Origin of the sequence: Blautia sp. AM47-4 (assembly GCF_003479865.1) — a bacterium.
GTDB lineage: Bacteria > Bacillota > Clostridia > Lachnospirales > Lachnospiraceae > Fusicatenibacter > Fusicatenibacter saccharivorans.
This window is the reverse complement of the sequence record NZ_QUHY01000004.1, coordinates 178,960-205,110: the sequence shown is the minus strand read 5'-3', so window position 1 is coordinate 205,110 and position 26,151 is coordinate 178,960. Positions and strand designations below refer to the sequence as shown.

The following is a 26,151-nucleotide window of genomic DNA, read 5'->3' as shown; positions in this document are numbered from 1 at the left end:
ACGAGTACAAAGAGAAGGGGATAAGTATGCCCATATACAAACAAAAAGCAGGAATCATAGTTTTATAAATGCTTACGATTTCTGCTCTTTGCTAAAGTTAATGACATTGTGCTTTTGCAGGGTTTGCTATGGATGTTTTTTGAGGGATGATTGCTCAGATACGCTCCGGGTCGCTGACTGGTACCTGTTTCGAAGCAGCAGATCAGACATAGATGCTGTGATTTGAAATGATGCTGCAGGAAGAGGTGGAATTACGCAAGATGCTTCCGGAAGTGTTCTATGACAGCAACGGATTCTGCACTGACAGGTTTCGGAACAGCGGACGGTTTTGCAAGAAAATAGCCCTGCAGGAGATCAACATCCAGTTCCAGTACCTTCAAAAGTTCAGCTGGAGTTTCCAGACCCTCGGCAATGATTTTCATGCCTCTTTGATGTGCATAGGAAACAATATTTTCTACGATCTGCTGCTTGTCCGGATCGGAGTCGATATCGCGGATGATGGAAAGATCCAGCTTGATATACGCCGGTGCAAGCTCCAGAAGCGTTTTTTCATTGCTGTAGCCGCTGCCGTAGTCATCCAGGGCAAATACACTGGAAAATCCCGGCATCTCACGTTTTTTCAACAGAGCTGTAAGATCCTGTGAATCCTCCTCTGTGATCTCGATGACAATCCGATCCTGAAGAAAGCTGTATTGTTCGACGTAAGCCACTGACTCATCGTGATTCATGTATTGGCTTGCAATCGAATTGACAAAGAGAAGCTCATCACCGCGTATCTGATGGGTGGAGAGGAATGTGGCATAGGATTTTGCAGAGAGAAACATAGTCAGACGTTCTATTTCATGCAGGCACTCTTCCTCGTGAGCCAGCTGCAGGATCTGATCCGGACGAGTAAGTGCCGGGAGATTTCCGCGCATCAGCGCCTCGTAGGCGTAGATACTGCCGTCCGCAGCGGAAACAATTGGCTGGAAGTAATACGTAAACAGCTCTTCATTCAACATTTTATGGAACAGGCGGCGCATCTCGGTTTCCTTTGCGTTTTTTGTAAAAAGCTCCAGATCGAATTCGGTAATGTACCCTTTTTCTGCTTTCTTTACCTGGTACATTGCGAAATCCGCATATTTTTTCAGCGTAGACAGATCTGTACTGTTTTCCGGATACCAGGAAACTCCGCCGGAAAGGCGAAGGGGCAGTTTACGACCACTTGGCAGCTCCAGGGCTGTATTTGAAACCGCAAGGGAAAGATTCTGCAGAAGTGCTCGAATTTCTTCCTGCGATTGGTAGCCGTAGAACAGAAGATTAAATTCATCGCCGGAAATACGGGCACAGAGCGTTTTAGCCGGCACAGAGGAGATAAAACACTGTCCTGCCTGCCGGATATAGGCATCGCCCCAGTCGTGGCCGAAGGTGTCGTTGGTGCGTTTTAGATTGTCAAGGTCGATCATCAGAAGGGCAGCGTGACCGAGAACTTCCGAATGCTCAAAAAGAGCTTCACTTTCCCGCTGAAACGCGCGTCGATTGTAGAGACCGGTCAATGCATCGTAATCACGCTCGTGCTCTATGCGCTGCCGTTCCAGCATAACGGAGGTAAAATCTTCGACAAGTCCGATCTGCGCATAGCCCTCGCGGGAGGTCTCCATACGGATGTAGCGGATTGTTCCGTCAGAAAATGAAATTTCATACACCTTGGAATGCCCGACCCATACGGTATGAGAATGTGTCTGGTCAAATTCACGCAGCATCTGCTGGAAATACCGGGTGGAAAGCCCGGAAACATCTTCAGATGGAAGGTTGAGCATGGGAAAAAAGTTCTTTGTGACATAGACCGTGTTGAGATCAAAACGCATCTCATAGCCACCCAGTTCAATACTTGCCATTTCCATGATACGCAGGAATTTTGTGGAGGTTGTCAGAATAATGTGGATACTGCCGTCATCGGAAAAGTCACCTTCTTCCAGGTAATTGGGAAGATAGGCAGCCTTTTCTTTCTCTGTAAGATAAGGGGAAAGATCAACGACCTGTCCCATCTGCTCAAGCGTATAGGCGGTATCGGCGTAGGCGGAAAAAATATTTGGCATGGCAAGGGCACCAACCCTTCCTTTGGCGGCATCGAGAACATTTTTTTCCAGGTCATTGATGCTGCCCTGACTGGAGGCTTCGACCGTAATATGCTCTTTTTTTCCGATCGTTGTATTGAATTCCTCAACAAGACGTTCAAAGGAAGCTAACTGATCTCCGTTGTAATACGTCCATACGGTCAGCGTAACGGGTTTGTCGGAGGCGCGGCATCCGCCAAGAAGCGATACAGCGAGAACAGAACTCAAAAGAAAGGTTGTGACTTGATTTGAAAGAATTATAACATAAAGGAACAGGAGCCGCAATCGAAATTAAGCCGTGGAACAGAAAAGTTGTTACAGTTCACTGGTTCCCAGCGAACTGTAACATTCGCAGCCCTCATTTAAAGTTTTGCTTCGCAAAAGGAGGGCTGCTCACGCCTGAATCACTTTCTTACGCAGCGAAACAGCAAGTGTTTCACTGCTGAGTGAACAGTAACGAAAAGTTACCTGTTGTTTGCCGGGTACCGGTGAAGTGTAATGCAGCAGGAAAGAATCCGGTAAAGGAAAAAAGCTCCGCCGGAAAAAAAGGTGGTATTTCCGGTGGAGCTCTGTGAAAAAAGTGATCAGAATTTTACTGATGATAATAAGAGAGAAAGTCGGTGATCTTTCCAACCGCATCCTTTAAAACTTCAATTCGCGGCAGGTAAACAACGCGGAAGTGATCCGGCTGTCCCCAGTTGAAGCCGCCGCCGTGGACAATCAGAAGTTTCTTGTCGCGCAGCAGATCGAGAGCAAATTTTTCATCGTTTGTAATATTGAACTTTTTGGTGTCAATTTTCGGGAACATGTAGAACGCAGCTTTTGGTTTGACTGCGGTGATACCCGGAATATCGCAGAATGCCTTGTAAACGTATTCGCGCTGCTCGTAAATCCGTCCGCCCGGAATGATGTAGTCGTTGACACTCTGGTGGCCGCCAAGAGCGGTCTGGACAACGGACTGTGCCGGAACATTGGAGCAGAGACGCATGTTGGAGAGCATTTTTAGCCCTTCAATATAGTCCTTTGCGATAGCTTTATTTCCACTTAAGATCATCCAGCCGATACGGAAGCCTGCGATCATGTGCGATTTGGAAAGACCACTGAAGGTGACACAGAACAGATCCGGTGCGAGGGATGCAATAGAAACATGCTCGAGACCGTCCATGACGAGCCGGTCATAAATTTCATCGGAAAAGATGATCAGCTGATGTTCTCTGGCAAGCTCGACAATCTGCTGCAGTACCTCTTTCGGATAGAGTGCACCGGTCGGGTTATTCGGATTGATGATAACAATCGCTTTTGTGCGGTCGGTGATCTTCTTTCGCATATCATCAATGTCCGGATACCATTCGGACTGTTCATCGCAGATGTAGTGGACGGCTTTTCCACCGGCCAGCGTTGCGCAGGCGGTCCAGAGCGGGTAATCCGGGGATGGGATGAGGATTTCATCCCCGTCATCCAGAAGAGCGGACATGCAGAGGTTGATCAGCTCACTGACGCCGTTTCCGGTGTAGATATCATCGATAGAAACATTTGGCAGTTTCTTTAACTGCGCATACTGCATGATCGCTTTTCGTGCAGAGAAGAGACCCTGGGAAGGAGAGTAACCCTCGCAGTCGGTAAGCTGATGGCTCATGTCGTAGATGACCTCATCAGGAGTACGGAAGCCAAATGGAGCCGGATTTCCAATGTTCAGTTTCAGAACCTGTGTGCCGCACGCTTCCATGCGGTTTGCTTCTTCTACGACAGGTCCGCGGACATCATATAAGACATTGTCGAGTTTCGATGATTTTTTAAATTCTCGCATAGGGGAACCTCCTGTTTTTGTCTGGGAAAGGGAAGCGGCAGATGGATCAGAAAAGGATTCTGCCGGATCGGAAACCGTATCTGCCGTATAGTTTACTGTGGAATCTTTTGCAAGCAGCCAGTCGGGATCGACCTGGAGCACATCGGCCAGAAAGTGAAGAATGTCGGAGCGCGGAACCGTTTTTCCGCTGACATACTGGCTGACATGGCTTTTTCCAAGCTTCACACCGCGCCGCTGGGCCGCTCGGATCAAATCGACCTGCTTGAACTGTTTCGCCTGCATGGCCAGTTTCAGACGGTCGGAAAAGGTTTCATTTGTCATAGAAAATCTCCTTAAGATAGAATACAAAATAAAAAAAAGTTCAAAACTGTGCTTATTGTAGCATGGACAAGAAAAAAGTTCAATAGAAAAACTGAAAATTGTAGAAATGTTGAAAAGTTCAAAATTAAAGCGAAACAAGTTCAATTATAATATTGTCTATTCTGTACAGGTAAAGCGTTAAACCTTGCGCATTTTGCAAATTGACAAACGATGAGATTTCGGTAGAATAAAAAATAGGATGCTATGCGTTTCTGTTGGGATCCGCCAATAGAAACGGGAGAGAAAGGAAGGAAAATGTATGGGGGAAGGTCATAAAAAACTGAATTTTTCCGATTGTATGGGACTTGCGATCGGACAGATCATCGGTTCGGGCATCATGGTACTGACGGGAATCGTCATCGGTCTGACAGGACACGGCATTGCCGCAGCGTTTATTTTAGGTGCCGTGCTTGCCATTATCACCTGTGTACCGTTCATCATCCTGACGTCCGCAATCCCGTCATCAGGCGCCGGCTTTACTTACATCCGACGATTGATGGGTGAAAAAGCCGGCTTTATGTACATTGCGATGTTTGTCTTAAGCCAGGTTCTGATCGCAACGTACGCGAAAGGCTTTGCGAGCTATTTCTGCTCGATTTTTCCACAGTTTGGCGAGTCGGCTGTCGCAATGGCAGCACTTGTAATCTGTACCGCCGTCAATCTCATCGGACTGAAATCGAGCGCACTGGTGCAAAAGGGCATGGTTGTGCTGTTGCTTTTGAGCCTGTTCTTATTTATTGTATTCGGTCTGCCCAAGGTGAGCTGGGATGCCCTGACACCGACGGTATCCAACCTGATGCCGAACGGTCCGAAGAACTTTTTCACAGGCGTAGCGCTTTTAAGTTTTGCGTGCGGAGGCGCAAAATTCGTTGCGGAGAACGGAGATGATATCGTGGAGCCGTCCCGCACGATTCCAAAGGTTATCGTGCTTTCCACGAGTATCGTTGCTGTATTCTACGTGCTGATCGGTATCGTGGCAGGCGGCGTGCTTCCGGTCGAAACGGTCGCATTTCAGAATCTGACGCTTGTCGCACAGGAGATTTTTCCAACCTGGCTGTACCTGTTTTTCGTGTTCGGTGGTGCCGTATTTGCGCTGCTTACCACCCTGAACGGAACCTTGAGCTGGGTGACAAGAGGACTGCAGGCTGCCGCAAAACAGGGCTGGCTGCCGGAAAAAACCGCGGAGGAGAATAGAAACGGTGTTCCGGCGATCCTTCTGATGGTCTTTTTCCTGATGGGCGCCATTCCGATCCTTACGGGAATGGATCTGACATTGATTTCCAACATGGGTGTCGGAACCGATATGGTGACGGAATTTATGGTACTCCTGGCCTGCTGGCGTCTGCCGGATATCTTCCCGGAAGAGTATCAGAAGTCTGCGTTTTGTATGAAAAAGCGGACACTTCACATTCTGCTGTTTTTCATCGGCATTCTGATGATCGGAACCTCGTATGTCAATCTGTCGGATCTTACCGTTCCAGCGGCGATTGCATGCGGCATCTATATTCTGGTGATGTTTGTTTACACGCAGGTCCGATATCCGTATGTGAAGGCAAAACAGGAAAAGAAAGAAAACAAATAAAGAAGAGAAATGGAGAAGAAACATGAGGGCAACAACAAAAGAGCAGGGTTTTTACAGCCAGATTTTTAAGCTGGTTCTGCCGATTGTGATTCAGAATCTTTTAAGCGCGGCAGTCAACTCTGCCGATGTCGTGATGCTGAATTACGTGGGACAGTCCGCTATTTCCGCGGTATCTCTGGCATCCAACTATGCAAATGTATTATTTATGGTTTATTACGGACTGGGAACAGGAGCAACACTTCTGTGTGCCCAGTACTTTGGAAAGGGCAATATGCGCGCAATTCAGACTGTTGAGGGAATCGCACTTCGATTCTCCGTCATCATCTCCGTTGTTGTGGCAGGAATTGCTTTTACCATGCCGCAGATGATGATGCGTCTGTTTACAGATAATGCGGAACTGATCCGGATCGGTGCTTCGTATCTGCGCGTCATGGGTGTGACCTACCTGTGCTGGGGCATCACGGAGATCTATCTTGCGGTACTTCGAAGCCTCGGCCGTGTGACGATCAGCATGGCGATGAATATGATGGCATTCGCACTGAACGTATTTTTCAACGCATGCTTCATTTTTGGCCTCTTCGGATTTCCGAAGCTTGGAGCAACCGGCGTTGCAATCGCAACGGCGATGTCGCGTGTCATTGAACTGATCGGCTGCGTGATTGTGTCGATTATGAGTAAGGATATCAAGCTTGATTTGCGGTATATGTTTATCCGCAACAAGCTGCTGTTTTCCGATTTTGTGAAGCTTTCACTTCCGGCACTTGGAATGATCTTTCCTGGGGCGTTGCATTTTCGATGTATTCTGTGATCCTGGGCCATCTGGGAAGCGATGCGGTAGCGGCAAACTCGCTCGTTGTCGTTGTAAGAAATATCGGAACCGTGCTGTGCTTTGGTGTGGCAAGTGCAGGCGGTATTCTGCTTGGAAATGTTATGGGAGAAGGAAATCTGGAAAAGGCGAAGGAATATGCATCGAAACTGCTGAAGCTGACGGTTGTTGCCGGAGCTGTGGGTGGACTGGTTGTGCTGGGTATCACGCCGTTTGTACTGAAGTTTGCTTCTTTAAATGAGACCGCGATGCATTATCTGAAATATATGCTGCTGATTAACACCTATTATATTATGGGGGCGGCCGTCAATACGACGCTGATTGCCGGAGTATTCCGTGCCGGAGGTGACACAAAGTTCGGACTGGTCTGCGATACGATTGATATGTGGTGCTACGCGGTGCCGCTTGGATTTATTGCAGCGTTTGTCTTCAAGCTTCCTGTCCTTGTGGTTTATTTCCTGCTGTGTACAGATGAGTTTGTAAAATGGCCGTGGGTTCTGAAACGGTATAAGAGCGGACTGTGGGCAAAAAACATTACGCGGGATCACCTGTTTGAGGATGAAGCAAAAGAATAGATGATATAGAAAAAGACATCTGCAGAGGTGAAAAATCACTTCGCCAGATGTCTTTTTTCGTGTTTTTCAAACATGCTCTAGAGAACGGTATATCCCTTGCTTTTTAAGCTTGCTTCTGTCTCGTATACATCCGGTACATGGAACACCATGATCGGGCAGCCGGACTCGCGGTTGAAGGAGAGATAGATATAGTCGATGCTGATATTTGTCTCAAGCAGTGTTTTCAGAAGGGAATTTAAGTTGCCCGGCTGATCGACGACTTCAACACCGAGTACATCCGTCTGGCGTGTCATGTAACCGGCAGCCTGAAGCGCCTGCTCTGCTTTATCCGGATCGGAAACGACCATGCGGACAATGCCGTACTCTGCGCTGTCGTTGTTGACAGAACCTAAAATATTGACGTCGTTTTCAAACAGAATCTGTGTGATCTGCTGCATCGTGCCTTTTTTATTTTCTGCGAAAATAGAAAGTTGTTTTAACATAATGGGGGCCTCCTAAAATTGATCTCTGATTCCATTATACTGCCAAAATCAAACGCGTCAACGAATTTTGTAAAAGAAGACGAAAAAAAGGTAAAAAAGCGTATCGTTTACAGAAAATTAATAGAATAAAAGCATCAATATAAAAAAATAAAAAAAGAAATCAATGAGCGAAAAAAAGACAGAAAAGTCGGATAATAAGAGAAAATGTACAAAATACAAATAAAATATGAGAAAACGGGTGAAAAAACTTTTGCATAATGACGAAAAATGCGTTACAATATAAGCGCTATATGTGAATTTATTATTGGGAGGTATTAGAATTATGGCAACATTTTATGCATCAAAAACAGGAGAAGTATCTGCAAGAGAAAAAGAACATTCCGCGCTGGTACGTGAACTGGCCGGTGAGTGCATGACACTTCTTGAAAACGACGGAACCCTGCCGCTTGCCGGTGCAGGAAAAGTCGCAGTTTATGGTAACGGCGTCCGCCACACGGTAAAAGGGGGTACCGGTTCCGGAGACGTTAACACAAGAACGGTTGTTACGATCGAACAGGGCTTAAAAGAGGCCGGCTTTGAAATTCTGACTGGTAAATGGCTCGATGAATATGACAAAGTGCTTGCAGATGCGCAGGCTGCATATCAGGCAGAGCTGGCAAAAAAAGCAGAGGAGCTTCACGTTCCGATTTTTGCTGTTATGTTCTCGGAAGTATTTGTGCAGCCTGACGTGCCGGTAATTACCGAAAAAGAGGACACCGATACCGCTATCTATGTTCTGTCAAGAAACTCCGGTGAAGGTGCAGACCGCTATAACAGAGCATGCGATTATCTGCTCGGCGAAAACGAGCTCGCTGACATTGCCTATCTGGCAGAGCATTATGAGAAAACAGTTTTATTTTGAATATTGCGAACCTTGTAGACACCACAGAGTTAAAGAAAATCAAAGGACTGAATGCAATTCTTCTTGCAGGACAGGCCGGAAATGCAACCGGAAACATCGTTGCAGACGTTGTTCTCGGAAAGAGCATCCCATCCGGAAAGCTGACTGATACATGGGCTGCTTCCTATGAAGACTATCCGTCCTCAAAAAATTTCAGCCACAACAACGGTGACACCAACGATGAGTATTACAGCGACGGCATTTATGTCGGCTACCGTTATTTTGACACCTTCAACGTAACCCCGAACTACTGCTTCGGCTATGGCAAAGGTTATACTGATTTTGAGACGGAAGTAAGGGACGTGGAGGCAGATGCCAAGAACGTTACCGTTACCGCATCCGTAAAGAATATTGGTGATACATTCGCCGGAAAAGAAGTCGTACAGGTTTACTATTCCGCACCGGATGGCACGATTGAGAAACCGTATCAGGAGCTTGGCGGCTTCGGAAAATCCGATCTGCTCTCGCCGGGTGAGTCCCAGACGATTACCATTTCCTTCCCGACGAGATCTATGGCTTCCTACGATGAGAAAAAAGCAGCATGGGTACTCGAGGCAGGAACGTATTACATCCGTGTCGGCAACAGCTCCAGAACAACGAAAGTAGCAGCAGCCCTGAATCTCAAAGAGACCGTTGTTACGGTTCAGGGAAAGAATCTCTTCCCGGCAGATGACGCTCCACAGGAACTCTCCAAAGCAGGCGTAACACCGTACAGCTATGAAGGTGAGGCAGAAGAAAAAGCAGCTGCAAAACAGATCGATATCTGCAGCAAATGCATCAAGACGGAGACTGTTGTCTACAGTGAGACACCGGAAGCATTCCCGGCTTATGAGGGAGAGAAGCTGACAGCGGCAGATGTAAAGAGCGGAAAAGCGACGTTAAAAGATCTCGTATCGCAGCTGACCGTAGAGGAGATGGCTGCCGTCTGCAATGGTACTGCAGACGGACTTGGCCAGGAAGGATTTATCGGATCTTCTTCCGATATGGCGCCTGGAGCAGCGGGAGATACAACTTCCATTCTTCTTGAGGACAGAGGTATTTACAATACGATTCTTGCAGACGGTCCGGCCGGTCTTCGTCTGATTCCGCACTTTGTCGTTGATGCAGACGGAAAGATGGTATCCTCCGGAAATCCTCTGGAAGATGCGTTTAACAAAAATGAAATCGAAGTTCCGGAAGGCGGCACGGAGTATTTCCAGTACTGCACCGCAATCCCGGTAGCAGCGCTTCTTGCGCAATCGTGGAACATGGATCTGATCCGGAAATGCGGTGATATCGTCGGAAAAGAGATGGAAGAATTCCACATTTCCGTATGGCTGGCGCCTGGCATGAATATTCACAGAAATCCGCTTTGCGGAAGAAACTTCGAGTACTACTCGGAAGATCCGCTGGTGGCAGGTATGTGCGCCGCAGCCGATACCAGAGGAATCCAGTCCCATGCCGGAATCGGAACCAGCATTAAGCACTTTGCAGCCAACAACCAGGAAGACAACCGTATGTACGTCAATGAGCACATCAGCGAGCGCGCAATGCGTGAAATCTATCTGAAGAGCTTTGAAATCGCAGTCAAGACAGCACAGCCGATGACGATCATGTCTTCCTACAACCTGGTAAACGGTGTGCATACTGCCAACAGCCACGACCTTCTGACCGCAGCAGCAAGAGATGAGTGGGGCTTCGCAGGCTATGTCATGACCGACTGGGGAACCTCAGAGGACATGAGCGGATTGTTCGCTTACAAATATAACCTGAAATATGGACATTCCACTTCAAGAGAGTGTGTTCTTGCAGGAAACGATCTGCAGATGCCTGGCCAGCAAGGAAACCGTCAGGAAATTGTAGCATCTGTTGCAGACGGAACTCTGCCGCTTGGACAGCTTCAGACCTGTGCATACCGCATTCTGAATGTTGTTCTGCAGTCCCTCGCCTATGATGACTGCAAACCATACGGTGATCAGTTCGATCTCGAAGAGGCAGTTACCGTTACAAAAGCATAAAAAATCAAAAAACATAGAAGCAGCCCCGCAGACCTTTACCATAAGGCTTTGCGGGGCTGCTTTTTGTACGGTCAAAGGAGCAAGGCTGTGACTGCAAGAGATAAGCGATTTCCGCAATCTGCAAGCCCAGCTTGGTGGCATAAAATGTAAAAAGCTCACGAAAGAACTGTAAAACTGGAGAAAAATACAGAATAAAATCGGTAAAAAAATAAAAAATAGTGAAAAATGCACAAAAAGATTGTCCATAGAGCAAATAGTGTGTTATAATGAATGCATCTATTAAAACAGGGGGATAGATTATGGCAAAAGAAATGATAGCAATGCTTCTTGCCGGAGGTCAGGGATCTCGCCTTTATGCGCTGACCGAGAAGCTTGCAAAACCGGCAGTTCCATTTGGCGGAAAATATAGAATCATCGATTTCCCACTTTCTAACTGCGTAAATTCCGGAATTGATACCGTAGGTATTCTGACACAGTATCAGCCAATGGTGTTAAATGAGTACATAGGAAACGGCCAGCCGTGGGATCTGGACCGCCTCCATGGAGGTGTTCACGTGCTGCCTCCTTATCAGAAAGCCTCAGGTTCTGACTGGTATAAAGGAACTGCAAATGCCATCTACCAGAATATTCCATTCATCGAGAGCTACGATCCGGAGTACGTCATCATCCTTTCCGGAGACCAGATCTGCAAACAGGACTACAGCGATTTCCTCCGCTCCATAAGGAAAAGGGGGCAGAGTTCAGCGTTGCGGTTATGGAAGTACCGTGGGAGGAAGCATCCCGTTTCGGACTTATGGTGGCAGATGAAAATGACAAAATCACCGAGTTTCAGGAAAAACCAAAACAGCCGAAATCCAATCTGGCATCCATGGGTATCTACATTTTTAACTGGGATATCCTGAAAAAATATCTGATTGAGGACGAGGCAGACCCGAATTCTTCGAATGATTTCGGAAACAACATCATCCCGAATCTTTTAAAAGACGGACGCAATATGTACGCTTATCACTTCAGCGGATACTGGAAAGATGTAGGAACCATCTCCTCCTTGTGGGAGGCAAACATGGAAATCCTCGATCCGGAACACAGCGGAATCAACCTGTTTGACAATAACTGGAAGATTTACAGCCGAAACAGCGGAAAAACAGGCCATAAGATCACCGAAACCGCTGTTGTGGAAAACTGTATGATCACCGATGGCTGCCGTATTGCAGGTCATGTCAAACATTCGATTCTGTTCTCCGGCGTAAAAATCGCAGAGGGCGCAGAAGTAGAAGATGCCGTTATCATGGGAGGAACCGTGATCGAATCCGGAGCAGTCGTGAAACACTGTATTGTTGCGGAAAACGTTGTGATTGGCCAGAATGCGTGGTAGGAGAAATGCCGCATGACGGTGAAAAAGGTGTTGCCACCATCGGATCCGGAATCCATATCGGTGAGCGTGCCAAAGTAGGACCAAATGCAATGGTAAATGCAAATGTAAAGGATGGTGAAGAAGAATGGTAAACGCAAATGCAGATGCACTGGGCATCATTTTCCCAAACAGCTATGATGAGCAGGTACCGGATCTGGTAAACGAGCGTCTGATGGCCTCCATTCCTTTTGCCAGCCGTTACCGCATGGTGGACTTTATTTTATCCAGCATGGTAAACTGCGGAATCGGAAATGTATCCATTATCGTCCGCAAAAATTACCATTCGCTGATGGATCATCTCGGCTCCGGACGTGAGTGGGATCTTGCCAGAAAAAAAGGCGGCTTAAACATTGTTCCGCCTTATTCCGAGAAGAAAATTCAGGTGTACTCCGGAAGAGTGGAAGCACTGGCAAATGTTCTCGATTTCCTGAAATGGCAGAAAGAAAAATACGTTGTTATGGCAGATACCAACATTGCCTGCAATTTTGATTTCAAAGAGATGCTGAATCAGCATATCGAAAGCGGCGCAGATGTTACTGCAGCTTATACCAAGCAGCCGATTCCGGAAGGCGTCAGAAGCTCTTACGAGAAAACCAATTATCTGCACTACACCTTCTCCATGGCAGGACAGAAGATCAGCAAGATTTTTGTAAACTCAGAGGAACACGGAGTACAAAATGTATCGATGAATATCTACGTGATGGAGCGTAAGCTTCTGATCGACGAAATCAAAAAAGGCTTTGTCCTTGGAAATAAATTCTTTGAGCGTGATGTTCTGGCACCGCAAACGGAGAAACTGAACATTCAGGGATATGAGTTTACCGGTTATCAGGCAAGAATCGACGATATGAAGAGCTATTTTGATGAGAACATGAAGCTCTTAAAAGATGAGAATCTGGATAGTCTCTTCTCCGGCAACCCGATCTATACCAAAGTCCGCGACGACAATCCGACCCGTTATATCAACGGATCAAAAGCGAAAAACGTGATGGTAGCAGACGGCTGTGTGATCGAAGGCGAAATCGAAAACAGCATTTTGTTCCGTGGTGTCAAGGTAGCCAAGGGAGCAAAAGTAAAGAACTGCATTCTGATGCAGGATACTGTGATTGAAGCAGGCGCTGAGATTGAGTACGTTGTTTCTGATAAATACGTTACGGTATCTGAAGGAAAACAGCTCAAAGGAACCGATTCCTTCCCGGTATTTATTGCGAAGGATCAGGTTGTATAAAGAAAAGAATAGAATGAAATAGAAATACCGACTGCCAATGTAGAATATATCAATATTGATGGGCAGTCGGTATTTTTTGGAAAAATTCAGAGAAAAATAGTAGATTGAGTAATGCATCTGTGATATGGTAATAAAACAAAACAGTGATAGCCTAAGGAAGGGAAGATTCTTACCATAAAAATTCCCGGTTGTACAGCTTATGGTTACAGTACAGTCTGTTTTTAGGCTTTCAGCGTTGGCAGCTGATACTGTTTTTTCAGCTCTTTATATTCTGTCTCAAATTCTTCTTCTTTCTTTAATGCATGCAGATACTCATGTGTATCAAAGGATCCGCTGTGGATCTGGCTGACGCAGACGGCAATGTTGGAGCAGTGGTCGGAAATCCGTTCGAAGTCGGTCATCACATCGGAAAGGATAAAACCAAGCTCGATCGTGCATTTTCCACTCTGGAGCCGTTCGATGTGGTGGTTCTTCAGGCTGGAATTCAGGCTGTCAATCACCTGCTCGAGTGGTTCCACTTCATTTGCTTTTTTTACATCTTCATTATTGAAAACGGAGAAGGTCAGGCTGACAATATCTTTGACTGCTTTTCCATAAACAGCAAGCTCTGCGGCTCCATCAGAAGAGAACTGCAGGTTCTTGTCATGCATCTCTCTTGAAGCTTTCATGATGTTGACGGTGTGATCGGAAATTCGTTCGAAATCGCCGATGCAGTGCAGAATCATGGAAAGTGTCTGGCTGTCCTTCGGGGAAAGCTTTTCGCTGGAAAGCTTCACCAGATATGTGCCGAGGGCATCTTCAAAATGATCCACCTTTTTCTCAAGAATATCTACATTTTCCGCATCCGCCTCGTTGTAGGAGGCCATCAGGTCAACAGAAGTAACAAGGCCGGTTTCGGTCAGTTCTGCCATTTTTGCGGCTGCAACTTTACACTGCTGCAGAGCAAAAGCCGGGCTGTCGAGGAAACGGGTATCGAGCATCTGAACAGCTTCGTCTGCTTTTTCTTCCGGTCCGTCCGGAATGGTCAGTTTCGCAAGTTTGACCAGTCCGTCTGCAAACGGGAACAGGATCAGTGTTGCGAAAATATTGAAGCCGGAGTGAACGATTGCGATGCCGGCTGCATTTGCCGAGGTTTCCAGGAATGGAAAATGTACAAAGGCATTGATTCCATAGAAGAGAACCAGGAAAAGAACAGTACCGATAATGTTAAAATAAAGGTGAACCATTGCGGTACGGCGTGCATTGCGGCTTGTACCGATGGAGGAGAGCAATGCGGTGATACATGTACCGATATTCTGTCCCATGATGATAGGGATCGCTACGGCGTAGCTGACGGAACCGGTTGCGCAGAGTGCCTGGAGAATACCGACAGAAGCAGAGGAACTCTGGATCACGGCGGTCAGAATGGTTCCGGCAAGAACACCGAGCACCGGAATTGAGAATTTTACGAGAAGTCCCGTGAATTCCGGTACATCTGCGAGCGGTGATACAGCGCTGCTCATGGTGTGCATACCAAACATCAGAATGGAAAAACCGGTTAACAGGGTACCGACATTTTTCTTTTTATCGCTCTTTGCCAGCATCAGCATAAAAACGCCGATGATTGCAAGAATGGGGGAAAAGGACGACGGGTTCAGCATTTTAATGAATACATTGTCGCCCTGAATGCCGGTAAGACTTAAGATCCAGGAAGTGATGGTGGTACCGATATTGGCGCCCATGATGATGCCGACTGCCTGGTTCAGCTTCATGATGCCGGAGTTTACGAATCCGACAACCATAACAGTAGTTGCAGAAGAGGACTGGATAACTGCGGTAACACCGGCACCTAAAAGAACTGCCATAATCCGCTTTGATGTCAGCTTTTCCAGCAGGTATTCCAGTTTACCGCCGGAAAGTTTGGTCAGGCCATCGCCCATGGCACTCATGCCGTATAAGAACATGGCAAGGCCACCGACAAAGGATAACACTCCAAAAATGTCCATAATTTCTCCCTTTACGTAATTTTCTTTTTCTTTTCGTGGTTTTAACAATAGATACACGTTTTGCAGGTCTTACTCGAGAAAAAACCTACATTTAGAAGATAACACATCTAAAAACAGTTTTGTGTTAAATGTATGTAAAGTTTGTAAAACGGTCAAAACAACTCAAAATCCGGTGCGGCACTGTTTTGTGCCGGTACCGGATCGTTTCTCGATTCCTTTGCATCCGAAAGAAGCTGCCACTCGCAGGATCTGCAGATGCGGGTAGTTTGGCTGAATATGATTTTCATAAGAAATCTTTTAACTTTTCCATGTTGTATTCTTCAAATTTTCGCAGCTTATCCATCAGATCCCGGATTTTGGGATCCGCGTCCTCATACTGGCGGTACTTCTGGATTGCCTCGACGATGCCCATGCTGCTTCCGGTAATCAGCATGCTGGCAATGTGTGAGACGGACGGATCCGTCATAGTCTGCAGGTTTATCATAAAATACGTGCGTGCTTTTTCCATTATGCCAAGGCCTTTTTCATCGTAGCCGTGTTCATTCAGCAGCTCCTTTGCCGCCTGATGAAATTCCTCATAGCCCTGAAACTGGGTTTTCAGATGTTCTTTTAAGTCTTTGTCCTCAACGACTCCAATGAGCTGCCGGATCGTGTCGACACCCATCTGGGAGTTCTGGTAAATAAAGTTTAAAAGCTCTGCATCTCCACTCATCGTGCATCTTCCTTTCTTACTTTCTTTGGTGGTTTCATGAAAAAGTATTGCCGGAAATCGGGGCAAATATACCTGATTTGAATTGTAATTTTACCTGGAATCCATATTTCGGCAGCGACAGGAAAGGAGGCTGGCATTTGCTGACCACAAAAGATATGGTGCATTACGGGCCGGAGTCGGCGATTGGGATTCTGGGAGAAACGGGATCTGTCATCTGGGCAGATGGTCTCTTTTGAGAGAGTTATTCATTTGGGAACTTTTGCTTGCAGTTTTGCCGGAGTGTGGTAAAGTAGTAGAGGAGTTATATGAATTTCAGCGGGAGACAGAAAATCGGATCTGTCGTTCCGCGTTCAGAAAGAGGATAGAACATTATGCTGAAAAAAATTGGAAGAAATGATCCCTGCTGGTGCGGCAGCGGGAAGAAGTACAAAGACTGCCATCTGGCGCTGGATGAGAAAATCAATTCTTATAAATTAAAGGGATGGAAAATTCCGCCGAAGAAAATTATCAAAAGACCTGATCAGATCGATGGGATTCGTGAAAGCGGTCTTGTCAATATTGCAGTTCTGGATTATGTGGCCGAAAACATTCATGCAGGCATGAGTACGGAAGATATCGACCGTCTGGTCGCAGAAAAGACAAAAGAACTCGGCGGAATTGCAGCACCGCTGAACTATGAGGGATTTCCGAAGAGCGTGTGTACCTCCATCAACGATGCGGTATGCCATGGAATTCCGAACGAAGAGGAAATTCTGCAGGACGGAGATATCATCAATGTTGATGTTTCTACCATTTACAAGGGATATTTTTCCGACTCTTCCCGTATGTTCTGTATCGGTGAGGTAGACGATGTTTCAAAGAAGCTGGTGGAAGATACGTTAAAAGCCGTACAGCTCGGACTCTCCGAAGTACGTCCGTTTAACCGGCTTGGCAATGTCGGCGCGGTGATCAATGAATTTGCCCAGAGCCAGGGCTATAAAGTTGTCCGTGACATCGGTGGCCATGGCGTCGGTCTGGAGTTTCACGAGGATCCGTTCGTCAGCTATGTCACAAGACGAGATACCGGAATGCTGCTCGTGCCGGGCATGGTATTCACCATTGAGCCTATGATCAATCTCGGAACCGATGAAATTTTCATCGACTCCGACAACGACTGGACTGTCTACACCGAAGACGGCGCACCGTCAGCCCAGTGGGAGGTTACGGTTGCGGTAACAGAAGATGGATATGAAATTCTGGCATATTAATTGACGCATAGAAATACAAAAGCTGTGTCTGTGGAAGAAACTATTTTCCGGAGACACGGCTTTTTTCTAAAGAGAAAAGGGAGAAATATTATGCTGGATTTGGAACAGGAGATGAGCCGGTGCCGGGTTTGTCCGCGGAAGTGCGGAGCGGACCGGGAGCATGGAAAGACGGGATATTGTAAGGCGCCCTCCGGGGTTGCGGCGGCGCGGGCTGCACTGCATTTCTGGGAGGAGCCGTGTATTTCCGGGACGACGGGGTCGGGGACGGTTTTCTTTTCCGGATGTAATCTGCGGTGTGTTTACTGTCAGAACCATCATATTGCGGAGATGGAGAGCGGAAAAGTGATTTCGATCGGGCGGCTTTCGGATATTTTTCTGGAGCTGCAGGCGCAGAATGCGAATAACATCAATCTCGTGACGCCGAGCCACTACGTGCTGCAGATCCGGGAAGCACTTCTTCTGGCGAAAGAGAAGGGACTTACCGTACCGATTGTCTATAACTGCGGTGGGTATGAGAGCGTGGAAGCCCTGCAGGCCCTTGATGGGCTGATCGATATTTACCTGACGGATTTTAAATATATGGTTCCCTCGCTTGCAAAAGCGTACTCGCGGGCAGAAGATTACCCGGAAACAGCAAAACGGGCGCTGGCGGAAATGGTGCGTCAGACGGGCAGGGCTGTATTCGATGAGAATGGTCTGATGAAAAAAGGTGTGATTGTGCGCCATTTATTGCTGCCCGGTGCTGTAAAAAATGCAAAAGCTGTGGTAAAATACGTCTATGAGACGTACGGCGATACCGTCTGGCTGAGCCTCATGAGCCAGTACACGCCGCTTCCGCAGGTGGAAAACATAAGTCCGCTGAACCGGAAAACGACAAAGCGGGAGTATGAGCGTCTGCTGGACTATACGTTTTCCCTCGGCGTCACCAACGCCTTTTTACAGGAAGGCCCGGTGGCCGAGGAGAGCTTCATTCCGAAGTTTGACGGAAGAGGAATCTGACGTTATAGTTCACTCGTGCAAAAAGGAGCTGTGCAGCAGCAAAAAGCGCTGGAAGCGCGGTTTTGAGAATGCAAGCAAAACACATTTGTCTATGATTAGATATGACTAACTATATTGTTTTAAGGAGGAAAAACTTTTGAGCAACGCAGTTGTAACACTGAAAAAAGGAGAGGGCCGCGCCTTAAAGCAGGGCGGAGCCTGGATTTTTGATAATGAGATCGCTTCGATTTTAGGAGCATATGAAAACGGAGATATCGTGCTGGTGCGCGACTTCGACGGATATCCGATGGGACGAGGTTTTATCAACGAGCATTCCAAAATCCGCATCCGTATGATGACAAGAAATATCGACCAGGAAATCGATGAAGCATTTTTGAGAAAAAGAGTGCAGGATGCCTGGGAATACCGCAAAAAAGTGACAGACACATCAAGCTGCCGCCTGATCTTTGGCGAGGCAGACTTCCTGCCGGGACTCGTAGTGGATAAATTCTCCGATGTGCTGGTCGTTCAGTCACTGGCACTTGGTATCGACAAAATGAAAATGACGATTATCCGCCTGTTGGAGGAGGTTCTGGCGGCTGACGGGGTTAAGATCCGCGGCGTGTTTGAGCGAAGTGATGCAAAAGTGCGTGAGCAGGAGGGCATGGAGCGTGTGAAAGGATTTCTCTCCGAGCCGTTTGACACCAGCGTGGAAATCGTCGAGAATGGTGTCCACTATCTCGTCGATGTCAAGGACGGCCAGAAAACTGGTTTCTTCCTGGATCAGAAATACAACCGTCTGGCTGTGCAGAAGCTCTGCAAGGACGCGAGAGTGCTCGACTGCTTTACCCATACCGGATCGTTTGCACTGAATGCGGCATATGCAGGAGCAAAGGAAGTTATCGGCGTTGATGCATCAGAGCTCGGCGTAGAGCAGGCACGGAAAAACGCATCCTTAAATGGTCTGGAAAACGTAGCATCTTTCGTGTGCGAGGATGTCTTTGAACTGTTGCCGCGTCTTGAAAAAGAGGGAGAAAAATTCGACGTCGTTATCCTTGACCCGCCGGCCTTCACAAAATCAAGAAACTCCATCAAAAACGCAATCAAGGGATATCGTGAAATCAATCTGCGCGGCATGAAACTGGTCAAAGACGGCGGCTATCTGTGCACCTGTTCGTGTTCCCACTTTATGGACTACGAACTCTTCACGAAAACCATCAACCAGGCGGCTCACAACGTCCACAAACGCCTTCGTCAGGTAGAATACCGCACCCAGGCCCCGGATCATCCAATTCTGTGGGCGGCGGATGAGTCCTATTACCTGAAATTTTATATCTTCCAGGTTGTGGATGAAAAATAAGAAGTAAAAAGCCCCGAAATCCCAGTGTTTATGCGGCTTCCCGGGTTTTCTTGGAAAAGTGAAAAAGTACCGTAAATATCGTAAAATGGTGTAATTTGATACGAAAATGGTGTAAAAAATGGGAGGAATTACCATATGACAGAACCAACACCCCATGCACAAAAGAAAAAGCACTCCCGCCAGATGGCCACAAGCTGTGAGTCGTGTGGCAATTTTGTGTATGATGAGGATTATGAGTGCTACACCTGCGAGGTGGATCTCGATGAGGATGAGATGGCACGTTTTCTGCAGGATAAATTTTACAACTGTCCGTACTACCAGCTCGGCGACGAGTATCGGATTGTGCGGAAACAGATGTAGGCAGGCAATGCGTCCGGTATACAAAGCTGCGGCGTTTGCGATAAAAACAAAAAAAGAACAGGAGGATTTTTACCATGAACAACGAAGTATTAAATGCAATCAAAACAAGAAGAAGCATCCGCAAATACAAAGCGGAGCAGATTACGGATGAGCAGCTCGATGCGATTCTGGAGGCTGGAACGTATGCGGCAACCGGCATGGGAAAACAGTCGCCGGTGATTGTTGTGGTACAGAAACCGGAGCTGATTGCAAAGCTTTCGAAAATGAATGCGGCTGTTATGGGTACAACATCCGATCCGTTCTACGGCGCTCCGACCGTTCTGATCGTGCTTGCTGACCCGGAGCGCGGAACTTATGTGGAGGACGGCTCTCTTGTCATGGGAAATCTGATGCTGGCAGCACATGCCGTTGGTGTGGATTCCTGCTGGATCCATCGTGCAAAAGAAGAGTTTGCAAGCCCGGAGGGAAAAGCTCTCTTAAAAGAGTGGGGACTTTCCGAAAATTACGTTGGCATCGGCCACTGCATCCTCGGTTATCGTGACTGCGAGTACCCGGAGGCAAAAGAAAGAAAAGCAGATTACATTGTAAGAGTATAATCATCTGCGAAAACGGCTCCGGGAGCGGCTGTGCGTTGAAAACACCCGCCCGGAGTCCATATTTTTAACGGAATCAAGCAAGTAGCGAAGCGGATTGCGAATATCCGCTTTGCTAGAGACAACAGAGGAACAGCCATGTATCGAATTATGATTGTAGAAGATGATGAAGTCATCGCCCGCGCCGTGCAGCAGAGCCTGGTTTCCTGGGGCATGGATGCGTTCTGCGTACAGGATTTTTCCGGCGTTCTCGCCGAATTTGCCGTGAAAAATCCGCAATTAGTGCTGATGGACATTCATCTTCCCTTTTTTAACGGATTTCACTGGTGCCAGGAGATTCGAAAAGTCTCGAAAGTGCCGGTAATTTTTCTTTCTTCTGCATCGGACAACATGAACATCATTATGGCCGTTAATATGGGCGGCGATGACTTTATCGCGAAGCCGTTTGATTTAAGTGTCCTGACCGCCAAAGTCCAGGCGATGCTCCGCCGCACCTACGAATTTGCCGGAGAAACGAATTTCCTCGAGCACCGCGGTGCCATGCTCGATACGGGAAGTGGTGTGCTGAATTACCGGGGAAAGCGGATTGAGCTGACAAAAAATGAGTGGCGCATTCTGCAGTCCCTTCTCGAAAATAAAGGAAAAGCCGTCAGCCGCGATATGCTGATGATGCATCTGTGGGAGTCGGACAGCTTTATAGATGACAACACGCTGACCGTCAACGTCACGCGCCTGCGGAAAAAACTGGAGGAGGCAGGACTTACAGACTTTATCCAGACGAAAAAGGGTGTCGGCTACCTGATCGCATGACGGAAGCAGAACAGGAGAAAAGGATGGAACAACAGAAAGAGGGAATCCGGCAGGAGTTTATGCTTCTTAACTGGTATTTGAAAGAGCATCTTGCATCGGCCGTGCGGATTGCCGCTTTTATAGGAGTATTTTCACTCCTCTGTTTTCTGCGCAATGTGCCGCAGGATGTCACCGTTTATATGATCGTGCTGATGGCTGCTGCCGGAGCCGCAGGTTTTTGCTTTCATTATGGGAAGTACCGGAAACATCATCTGGTCTTAGCACTCCTTGCCGCCGAACCGCAGGGCAAAACAGAAGCGCTTCCGGAGGCGGACGGGCTTCTGGCGCGGGATTACCAGCAGATCATCGCATCCTACGAGCGGCAGTTTCAGGAAGAACAGATTAAGATGGAGCAGAAATACCGCGATATGATGGAGTATTACACGATGTGGACCCATCAGATCAAAACGCCGATTGCGGCGATGCGGCTGCTTCTGCAGGAGGAGGATACGCCGCTTTCGCGTGAAATGCAGAGCGAACTTTTCCAAACGGAGCAGTATGTGCAGATGGCGCTGCAGTACCTGCGCATGGAAAAAATGACATCGGATCTTGTCTTTGCAAGGTACGATTTGGATGCGCTGATCCGCCAGGCTGTGCGGAAATATGCCCCGCTTTTTATCCGCCGGAAAATTATCCTTTCCTACGAGCCGGTGCACTGCGAGGTGCTGACAGATGAAAAATGGCTCGTCTTTGTGCTGGAGCAGATTCTGTCAAATGCGCTGAAATACACGAAAAGTGGCAGTATTCACATCTATCTGTCACCGGATGCACCAAAAACGCTGGTGATTGAGGACACCGGCATCGGCATTGCGCCGGAGGATCTGCCGCGGATTTTCGAAAAAGGCTACACGGGCTGCAACGGCCGCGCAGACAAGCGGTCAACGGGCATCGGACTGTATCTGTGCCGCCAGATCATGGAGAAACTTTCGCATACCATCCGCATCGAGTCGGAGATGGGAGTGGGAACGAAGGTGTATCTTGGGCTGGATACCGTATCTCTGTAGTACATAGAGAGCTTCGCCGGGAATCTTACAGAAATGTAAGGTTGCCGGTCTTTTTGTAAGATGATCCTAAGGCAGAAGAGGGCGCGGACGGGTATAATAAGCCTTGTCAATTAAGAAAACAGTTCAGACAGAAAGGAAAATGTGACATGGCAATTCTGGAAGTAGAACATCTGAAAAAAACATATACCACGCGCCTTGGCAGCAACCGGGTGGAAGCGTTGAAAGACGTTAATTTTACAGTGGAACGGGGCGAATTTGTTGCAATCATGGGCGAATCGGGAAGCGGAAAAACGACGCTTCTGAATCTGCTCGCAGCACTAGACAAGCCAACTGGCGGACAGGTGCGGTTAAATGGAAAGAATCTCGGCGAATTAAAAGAGAAGGAGATTGCCGGATTCCGCCGCGAAAACTTAGGCTTCGTGTTCCAGGACTTCAACCTGCTCGATACCTTTTCCCTGCGTGACAACATTTATCTGCCGCTCGTGCTGGAAGGAAAAAAATACGAGGAGATGAGTCTTCGGGCAGAGCCGATTGCGAAAAAACTCGGCATCACCCAGGTCCTCAATAAATACCCATATGAGGTGTCCGGCGGACAGAAGCAGCGTGCAGCCGTTGCGCGTGCGCTGATTACCAATCCGGAGCTGGTTCTTGCGGATGAGCCTTCCGGCGCGCTCGATTCCCATGCAGCGGATGGCCTCATGAAACTGTTCGGGGAGATCAACGAGGAGGGCCAGACGATTGTTATGGTAACGCACAGTGTGAAGGCGGCCTGCTCGGCGAAACGTGTGCTGTTCATTAAGGACGGCGAGGTCTTCCACCAGCTGTATCGCGGTTCTTTAGGGCGCGATGAGATGTATCAGAAGATCTCCGATACGCTGACAATTCTTGCGACGGGTGGTGAACGGGATGAATAATCTGCTGTATGCCAGACTGGCAAAAACAAATTTGAGCAAAAACCGTCAGAATATTCTTCCGTATCTGCTGTCATGCATCGGCACGGTGGTGATGTTTTTTATCATGGATACACTGGCGCAGGGAAGTGGCTTTGATTCCATGATCGGAAAAGATACGATCCTGACAGTGATGGGGATGGGAACCTATATCATTGGCCTGTTCGCGGTGATTTTTCTGATCTACAGCAACAGTTTTCTGGCAAAAAGAAGAAAAAAAGAGTTCGGTCTGTTCCAGATTCTCGGCATGGAGAAAAAGCATCTGGCGAAGATCCTCTTTTTTGAGAGTCTGTATCTGTGGGCGGCATCGCTTGGAATCGGTATTCTGCTCGGTGTGTTGCTGTACCGCCTGCTGTTTCTGGTGCTGATGAAGCTGACCGGACTGAACGGAACAATTGGTTTTGCGTTCAGTGCAAAAGCCGTGGGAAGTACGATGCTGCTGTTCGGCCTGACTTTTGTGATCAATTTTCTCTTAAGCCTTCGCCAGATCCACGTCTCACAGCCGGTCGAACTGCTGCACGGCGGCGCGCAGGGTGAGCGGGAACCGAAAACGAAGCTTTTGACGGCGGTTCTTGGATTCATGCTTCTTGGTGTTGGCTATTATCTGGCTCTGACCTGCCAATCCTCGATGGATGCACTTGATAAGTTTTTTAATGCAATCGCTTTGGTTATGGTGGGAACGTACTGCCTGTTTTCTGCTGGAAGTATTGCATTTTTGAAAATTCTGAAGAAAAACAAGAATTACTATTACCAGACACGCCATTTTACAAGCATTTCGGGCATGCTGTACCGCATGAAGCAAAATGCGGTCGGTCTTGCGAATATCTGTATTCTGTCAACGGGTGTGCTTCTGGTTATCTCCATCAGCACATGTCTGTGGACGGGAATTGAGGAGGTTACCTATACGCGGTTTCCACATCAGATTTCGATCGAAGCAAATACTGGCGTGAGCGGCATTATGAAGACGGTGGAGCCGGTCAGTCAGAAGATGATAGAGGAAGTGAAAACTGGGATTGATCAGCATCTGGAAGAAAAGCAGCTCAGAAAAAAGTATGAAAGTGATCAGAGATACTATGTTATGCTTGCTGCTGTAGATAGAAACAAAGTAGAAAAAACACAGTCAGATGATGCTGCGGCGAGCACACTGATAAAAATCATGGAAGAGTCGGAGTACAATCAGGTAACCGGCGAACAGGTAGAGCTGGAACCAGGGCAGGCTCTGGTTTTTCAGGCAAAACAGAAAAATTATGGATATGACACGATTGAACTGGGAAATCAGATGTATGAAGTAAAAAAATGGAATACCGATAAAAAATCGTACATTCTGGATGAGAAGACGCAGGTGTATGAGACAATGACGGTGGTGACGCGGAACCATGAAGCAAAGGAAGCGTATGCGGCTGTGCAGGGAAAGGAGCCAGAAGGATACAGTTGGGAATATGCTCTGGATCTTATCGGGGATGCTGGCGAACAGATCACAGTTGGAGATGAGATTGAGACGATACTGACGGAATCATCTTTTAACGGATGGGTGGAAGTGCGCGAAAAAGAGCGCAATACGGTTTACAGTCTGTATGGTTCACTTCTGTTTTTAGGTGTTTTCGTCGGCGCGCTGTTTTTGATGGGTGCTGTTATGATTATCTATTACAAGCAGGTTTCAGAAGGCTTCGATGACCGAAAACGGTTCCAGATTATGCAGAAGGTCGGCATGAGCCGCAAAGAAATCCGTCAGACGATTCAGTCACAGGTGGTAACGGTCTTTTTCCTGCCGCTCGCGGTGGCCGTGGTGCATACAATGGTAGCGTTTCCATTGACCAGGCGTATCATGGCAATGCTGAATTTCCCGGACAGCAATCTGTTCCTGGCTGCAACAGCGATTACGATTGCGGCGTTTGCCGTGGTTTACCTGATCGTCTATGTGCTGACGGCGCGGGCGTATTACAAAATTGTGGAATAAGAAGATGTACTTTTTTTAATACATCGAAGCGCCTTTGAAAAAAACTTAACAAAAAAATAATAAGAAAAAGACATCCGGCGCAGACGGAAAATCTGCTGGGGATGTCTTTTTGGTTGTTCTATTTATAAATGCCGTTGATGGTAACTTTGAAAAGAGCTTCCTTTCCATTGAGTTCGTCTTTTCCATAGTCTTCCGGGAAAGTGACGGTTACATCTACGCTGTCGCCCGGGTGATGGCCGATGAGCTGTTCTTCAAAGTCATCGATGTAAGTGTGGGAGCCGATCACAAGATCAGCGCCGTTTCCTTTTGTGTTTCCACCTTCAAATTCCACGCCGTCAATGGAGCCGACATAGTCGATATTGACGGTATCACCGTCCTCGATGGTAAGGGAAGTGTCGGTCTGCAAAGAGGCAGAAGCCGAAGTGGAGGCTGATGAGGCGGATGCGGCCGATGAGGCTGTGGAGGTATCCTCCGAGGCACTTTTGACAGAGAGTCGTTTGGAATCGAGTACGCTGGCAATAATAAGGCCGACGATCACAACGACAATCAGAGCCGGTCCGGCCCAGCTCCAGATCTTTTTGTAATGCGCTACTTTCGCTTCGTGCTCCCGCTCTTTGGCACGCCGTTCCTTGGCAGCTTTTCTGTTTTCTTTGTTCATAAAAAGGATCTCCTTTGCACTTTTACGACTGCAATCGTATTTTATAATATCAAGTATATCATAAAAATATGGTAAAAGTGTGAAAAAAATAACACGATCCAACATTGTCAATGCTCAAAAATGACGATATAATGAGTGCAAGTGAGCCAAATGAAAATTTATTTTCAGTTGGCGAACGACGAATGTTGCTT

General features: G+C 47.5%; 23 protein-coding genes and 1 pseudogene. 18 read left to right on the top strand and 6 right to left on the bottom strand.

Going from position 1 to position 26,151, the window contains the following annotated elements; all coding sequences use genetic code 11:
• Positions 1 to 251: 251 nt before the first annotated feature.
• Together DW965_RS04490 and DW965_RS04485 are read right to left on the bottom strand one after the other, a co-directional pair.
• A complete protein-coding gene (locus DW965_RS04490) occupies positions 252 to 2,324 on the bottom strand; it encodes an EAL domain-containing protein (RefSeq protein WP_119198081.1) in 2,073 nt (690 codons plus the stop codon).
• 364 nt (positions 2,325 to 2,688) lie between these two features.
• The gene (locus DW965_RS04485; RefSeq protein WP_118697361.1) at positions 2,689 to 4,224 is read right to left on the bottom strand and encodes an aminotransferase class I/II-fold pyridoxal phosphate-dependent enzyme; all 1,536 of its coding nucleotides are present in this window, start codon (positions 4,222 to 4,224) and stop codon (positions 2,689 to 2,691) included.
• Between the two features lie 298 nt (positions 4,225 to 4,522).
• Here DW965_RS04485 and DW965_RS04480 point away from each other — a divergent pair, with 298 nt between their 5' ends.
• From DW965_RS04480 to DW965_RS20820, 3 genes are read left to right on the top strand one after another with little or no spacing between them, the layout of a single operon-like run.
• Positions 4,523 to 5,845, top strand: a complete 1,323-nt coding sequence (locus DW965_RS04480) for an APC family permease (protein ID WP_119198080.1) — start codon at positions 4,523 to 4,525, stop codon at positions 5,843 to 5,845.
• A gap of 22 nt (positions 5,846 to 5,867) precedes the next feature.
• Positions 5,868 to 6,653, top strand: coding sequence for an MATE family efflux transporter (locus tag DW965_RS20825; RefSeq protein WP_330420880.1), 786 nt, complete (start codon positions 5,868 to 5,870; stop codon positions 6,651 to 6,653).
• Positions 6,641 to 7,246, top strand: a complete 606-nt coding sequence (locus tag DW965_RS20820) for an MATE family efflux transporter (RefSeq protein WP_330420879.1) — start codon at positions 6,641 to 6,643, stop codon at positions 7,244 to 7,246. Before DW965_RS20825 ends, DW965_RS20820 begins: the two co-directional genes overlap by 13 nt.
• A gap of 77 nt (positions 7,247 to 7,323) precedes the next feature.
• On the opposite strand, the gene DW965_RS04470 is transcribed toward DW965_RS20820, so the two are convergent.
• Positions 7,324 to 7,728, bottom strand: a complete 405-nt coding sequence (locus DW965_RS04470; protein ID WP_117801750.1) for an amino acid-binding protein — start codon at positions 7,726 to 7,728, stop codon at positions 7,324 to 7,326.
• A gap of 322 nt (positions 7,729 to 8,050) precedes the next feature.
• On the opposite strand from DW965_RS04470, the gene DW965_RS20370 reads away from it, so the two are divergent.
• The 6 genes and pseudogenes from DW965_RS20370 (at position 8,051) to glgD (ending at position 13,307) form a co-directional block, all read left to right on the top strand.
• Positions 8,051 to 8,629: a glycoside hydrolase family 3 C-terminal domain-containing protein gene (locus DW965_RS20370; protein WP_256372845.1), complete on the top strand. Its 579-nt coding sequence runs from the start codon at positions 8,051 to 8,053 to the stop codon at positions 8,627 to 8,629.
• Positions 8,626 to 10,665 carry a glycoside hydrolase family 3 N-terminal domain-containing protein gene (locus DW965_RS20365; protein ID WP_256372844.1) on the top strand — a complete coding sequence of 680 codons (2,040 nt, stop codon included), beginning with the start codon at positions 8,626 to 8,628 and terminating at the stop codon, positions 10,663 to 10,665. The genes DW965_RS20370 and DW965_RS20365 overlap by 4 nt, the downstream gene beginning before the upstream one ends.
• A gap of 299 nt (positions 10,666 to 10,964) precedes the next feature.
• Positions 10,965 to 11,680, top strand: a pseudogene (locus DW965_RS22455) (sugar phosphate nucleotidyltransferase); the annotation flags it as partial.
• Positions 11,660 to 12,040, top strand: a complete 381-nt coding sequence (locus DW965_RS22450) for a sugar phosphate nucleotidyltransferase (protein WP_442857823.1) — start codon at positions 11,660 to 11,662, stop codon at positions 12,038 to 12,040. The pseudogene DW965_RS22455 and the gene DW965_RS22450, both read left to right, overlap by 21 nt.
• A gap of 5 nt (positions 12,041 to 12,045) precedes the next feature.
• A complete protein-coding gene (locus tag DW965_RS22445) occupies positions 12,046 to 12,171 on the top strand; it encodes a hypothetical protein (RefSeq protein WP_256372491.1) in 126 nt (41 codons plus the stop codon).
• Complete coding sequence (gene glgD, locus DW965_RS04455) at positions 12,165 to 13,307, top strand: glucose-1-phosphate adenylyltransferase subunit GlgD (protein ID WP_022461388.1); 1,143 nt, start codon at positions 12,165 to 12,167, stop codon at positions 13,305 to 13,307. The genes DW965_RS22445 and glgD overlap by 7 nt, the downstream gene beginning before the upstream one ends.
• A 221-nt stretch (positions 13,308 to 13,528) precedes the next feature.
• Here glgD and DW965_RS04450 read toward each other — a convergent pair whose 3' ends face one another.
• The gene (locus tag DW965_RS04450; RefSeq protein ID WP_119198079.1) at positions 13,529 to 15,292 is read right to left on the bottom strand and encodes a Na/Pi cotransporter family protein; all 1,764 of its coding nucleotides are present in this window, start codon (positions 15,290 to 15,292) and stop codon (positions 13,529 to 13,531) included.
• Positions 15,293 to 15,575: 283 nt separating this feature from the next.
• Positions 15,576 to 16,004 (bottom strand): hypothetical protein, encoded by a 429-nt coding sequence (locus DW965_RS04445; protein WP_022461386.1) that lies wholly within the window; start codon positions 16,002 to 16,004, stop codon positions 15,576 to 15,578.
• A gap of 371 nt (positions 16,005 to 16,375) precedes the next feature.
• Here DW965_RS04445 and DW965_RS04440 point away from each other — a divergent pair, with 371 nt between their 5' ends.
• From DW965_RS04440 to DW965_RS04400, 9 genes are all read left to right on the top strand, one after another.
• Complete coding sequence (locus DW965_RS04440) at positions 16,376 to 17,251, top strand: methionyl aminopeptidase (RefSeq protein WP_022461385.1); 876 nt, start codon at positions 16,376 to 16,378, stop codon at positions 17,249 to 17,251.
• Positions 17,252 to 17,341: 90 nt separating this feature from the next.
• A complete protein-coding gene (locus tag DW965_RS04435; RefSeq protein ID WP_243036384.1) occupies positions 17,342 to 18,250 on the top strand; it encodes a radical SAM protein in 909 nt (302 codons plus the stop codon).
• A gap of 136 nt (positions 18,251 to 18,386) precedes the next feature.
• On the top strand, positions 18,387 to 19,589 hold the full coding sequence (locus DW965_RS04430; RefSeq protein WP_117760780.1) for a class I SAM-dependent rRNA methyltransferase: 1,203 nt from the start codon (positions 18,387 to 18,389) through the stop codon (positions 19,587 to 19,589).
• Positions 19,590 to 19,772: 183 nt separating this feature from the next.
• Positions 19,773 to 19,949 carry a DUF6472 family protein gene (locus tag DW965_RS04425; RefSeq protein WP_226906373.1) on the top strand — a complete coding sequence of 59 codons (177 nt, stop codon included), beginning with the start codon at positions 19,773 to 19,775 and terminating at the stop codon, positions 19,947 to 19,949.
• Positions 19,950 to 20,023: 74 nt separating this feature from the next.
• Positions 20,024 to 20,545 carry a nitroreductase family protein gene (locus tag DW965_RS04420; protein WP_022461381.1) on the top strand — a complete coding sequence of 174 codons (522 nt, stop codon included), beginning with the start codon at positions 20,024 to 20,026 and terminating at the stop codon, positions 20,543 to 20,545.
• 135 nt (positions 20,546 to 20,680) lie between these two features.
• Entirely contained in the window at positions 20,681 to 21,352 is a 672-nt protein-coding gene (locus DW965_RS04415) for a response regulator transcription factor (protein WP_022461380.1), read from the top strand.
• Between the two features lie 23 nt (positions 21,353 to 21,375).
• Positions 21,376 to 22,395, top strand: a complete 1,020-nt coding sequence (locus tag DW965_RS04410; RefSeq protein WP_243036376.1) for a sensor histidine kinase — start codon at positions 21,376 to 21,378, stop codon at positions 22,393 to 22,395.
• Positions 22,396 to 22,541: 146 nt separating this feature from the next.
• Entirely contained in the window at positions 22,542 to 23,309 is a 768-nt protein-coding gene (locus DW965_RS04405; protein WP_055227632.1) for an ABC transporter ATP-binding protein, read from the top strand.
• The gene (locus tag DW965_RS04400; RefSeq protein WP_117509265.1) at positions 23,302 to 25,302 is read left to right on the top strand and encodes an ABC transporter permease; all 2,001 of its coding nucleotides are present in this window, start codon (positions 23,302 to 23,304) and stop codon (positions 25,300 to 25,302) included. The genes DW965_RS04405 and DW965_RS04400 overlap by 8 nt, the downstream gene beginning before the upstream one ends.
• 118 nt (positions 25,303 to 25,420) lie before the next feature.
• On the opposite strand, the gene DW965_RS04395 is transcribed toward DW965_RS04400, so the two are convergent.
• Positions 25,421 to 25,960, bottom strand: coding sequence for an FKBP-type peptidyl-prolyl cis-trans isomerase (locus tag DW965_RS04395; protein ID WP_199681629.1), 540 nt, complete (start codon positions 25,958 to 25,960; stop codon positions 25,421 to 25,423).
• Between the last annotated feature and the right edge of the window lie 191 nt (positions 25,961 to 26,151).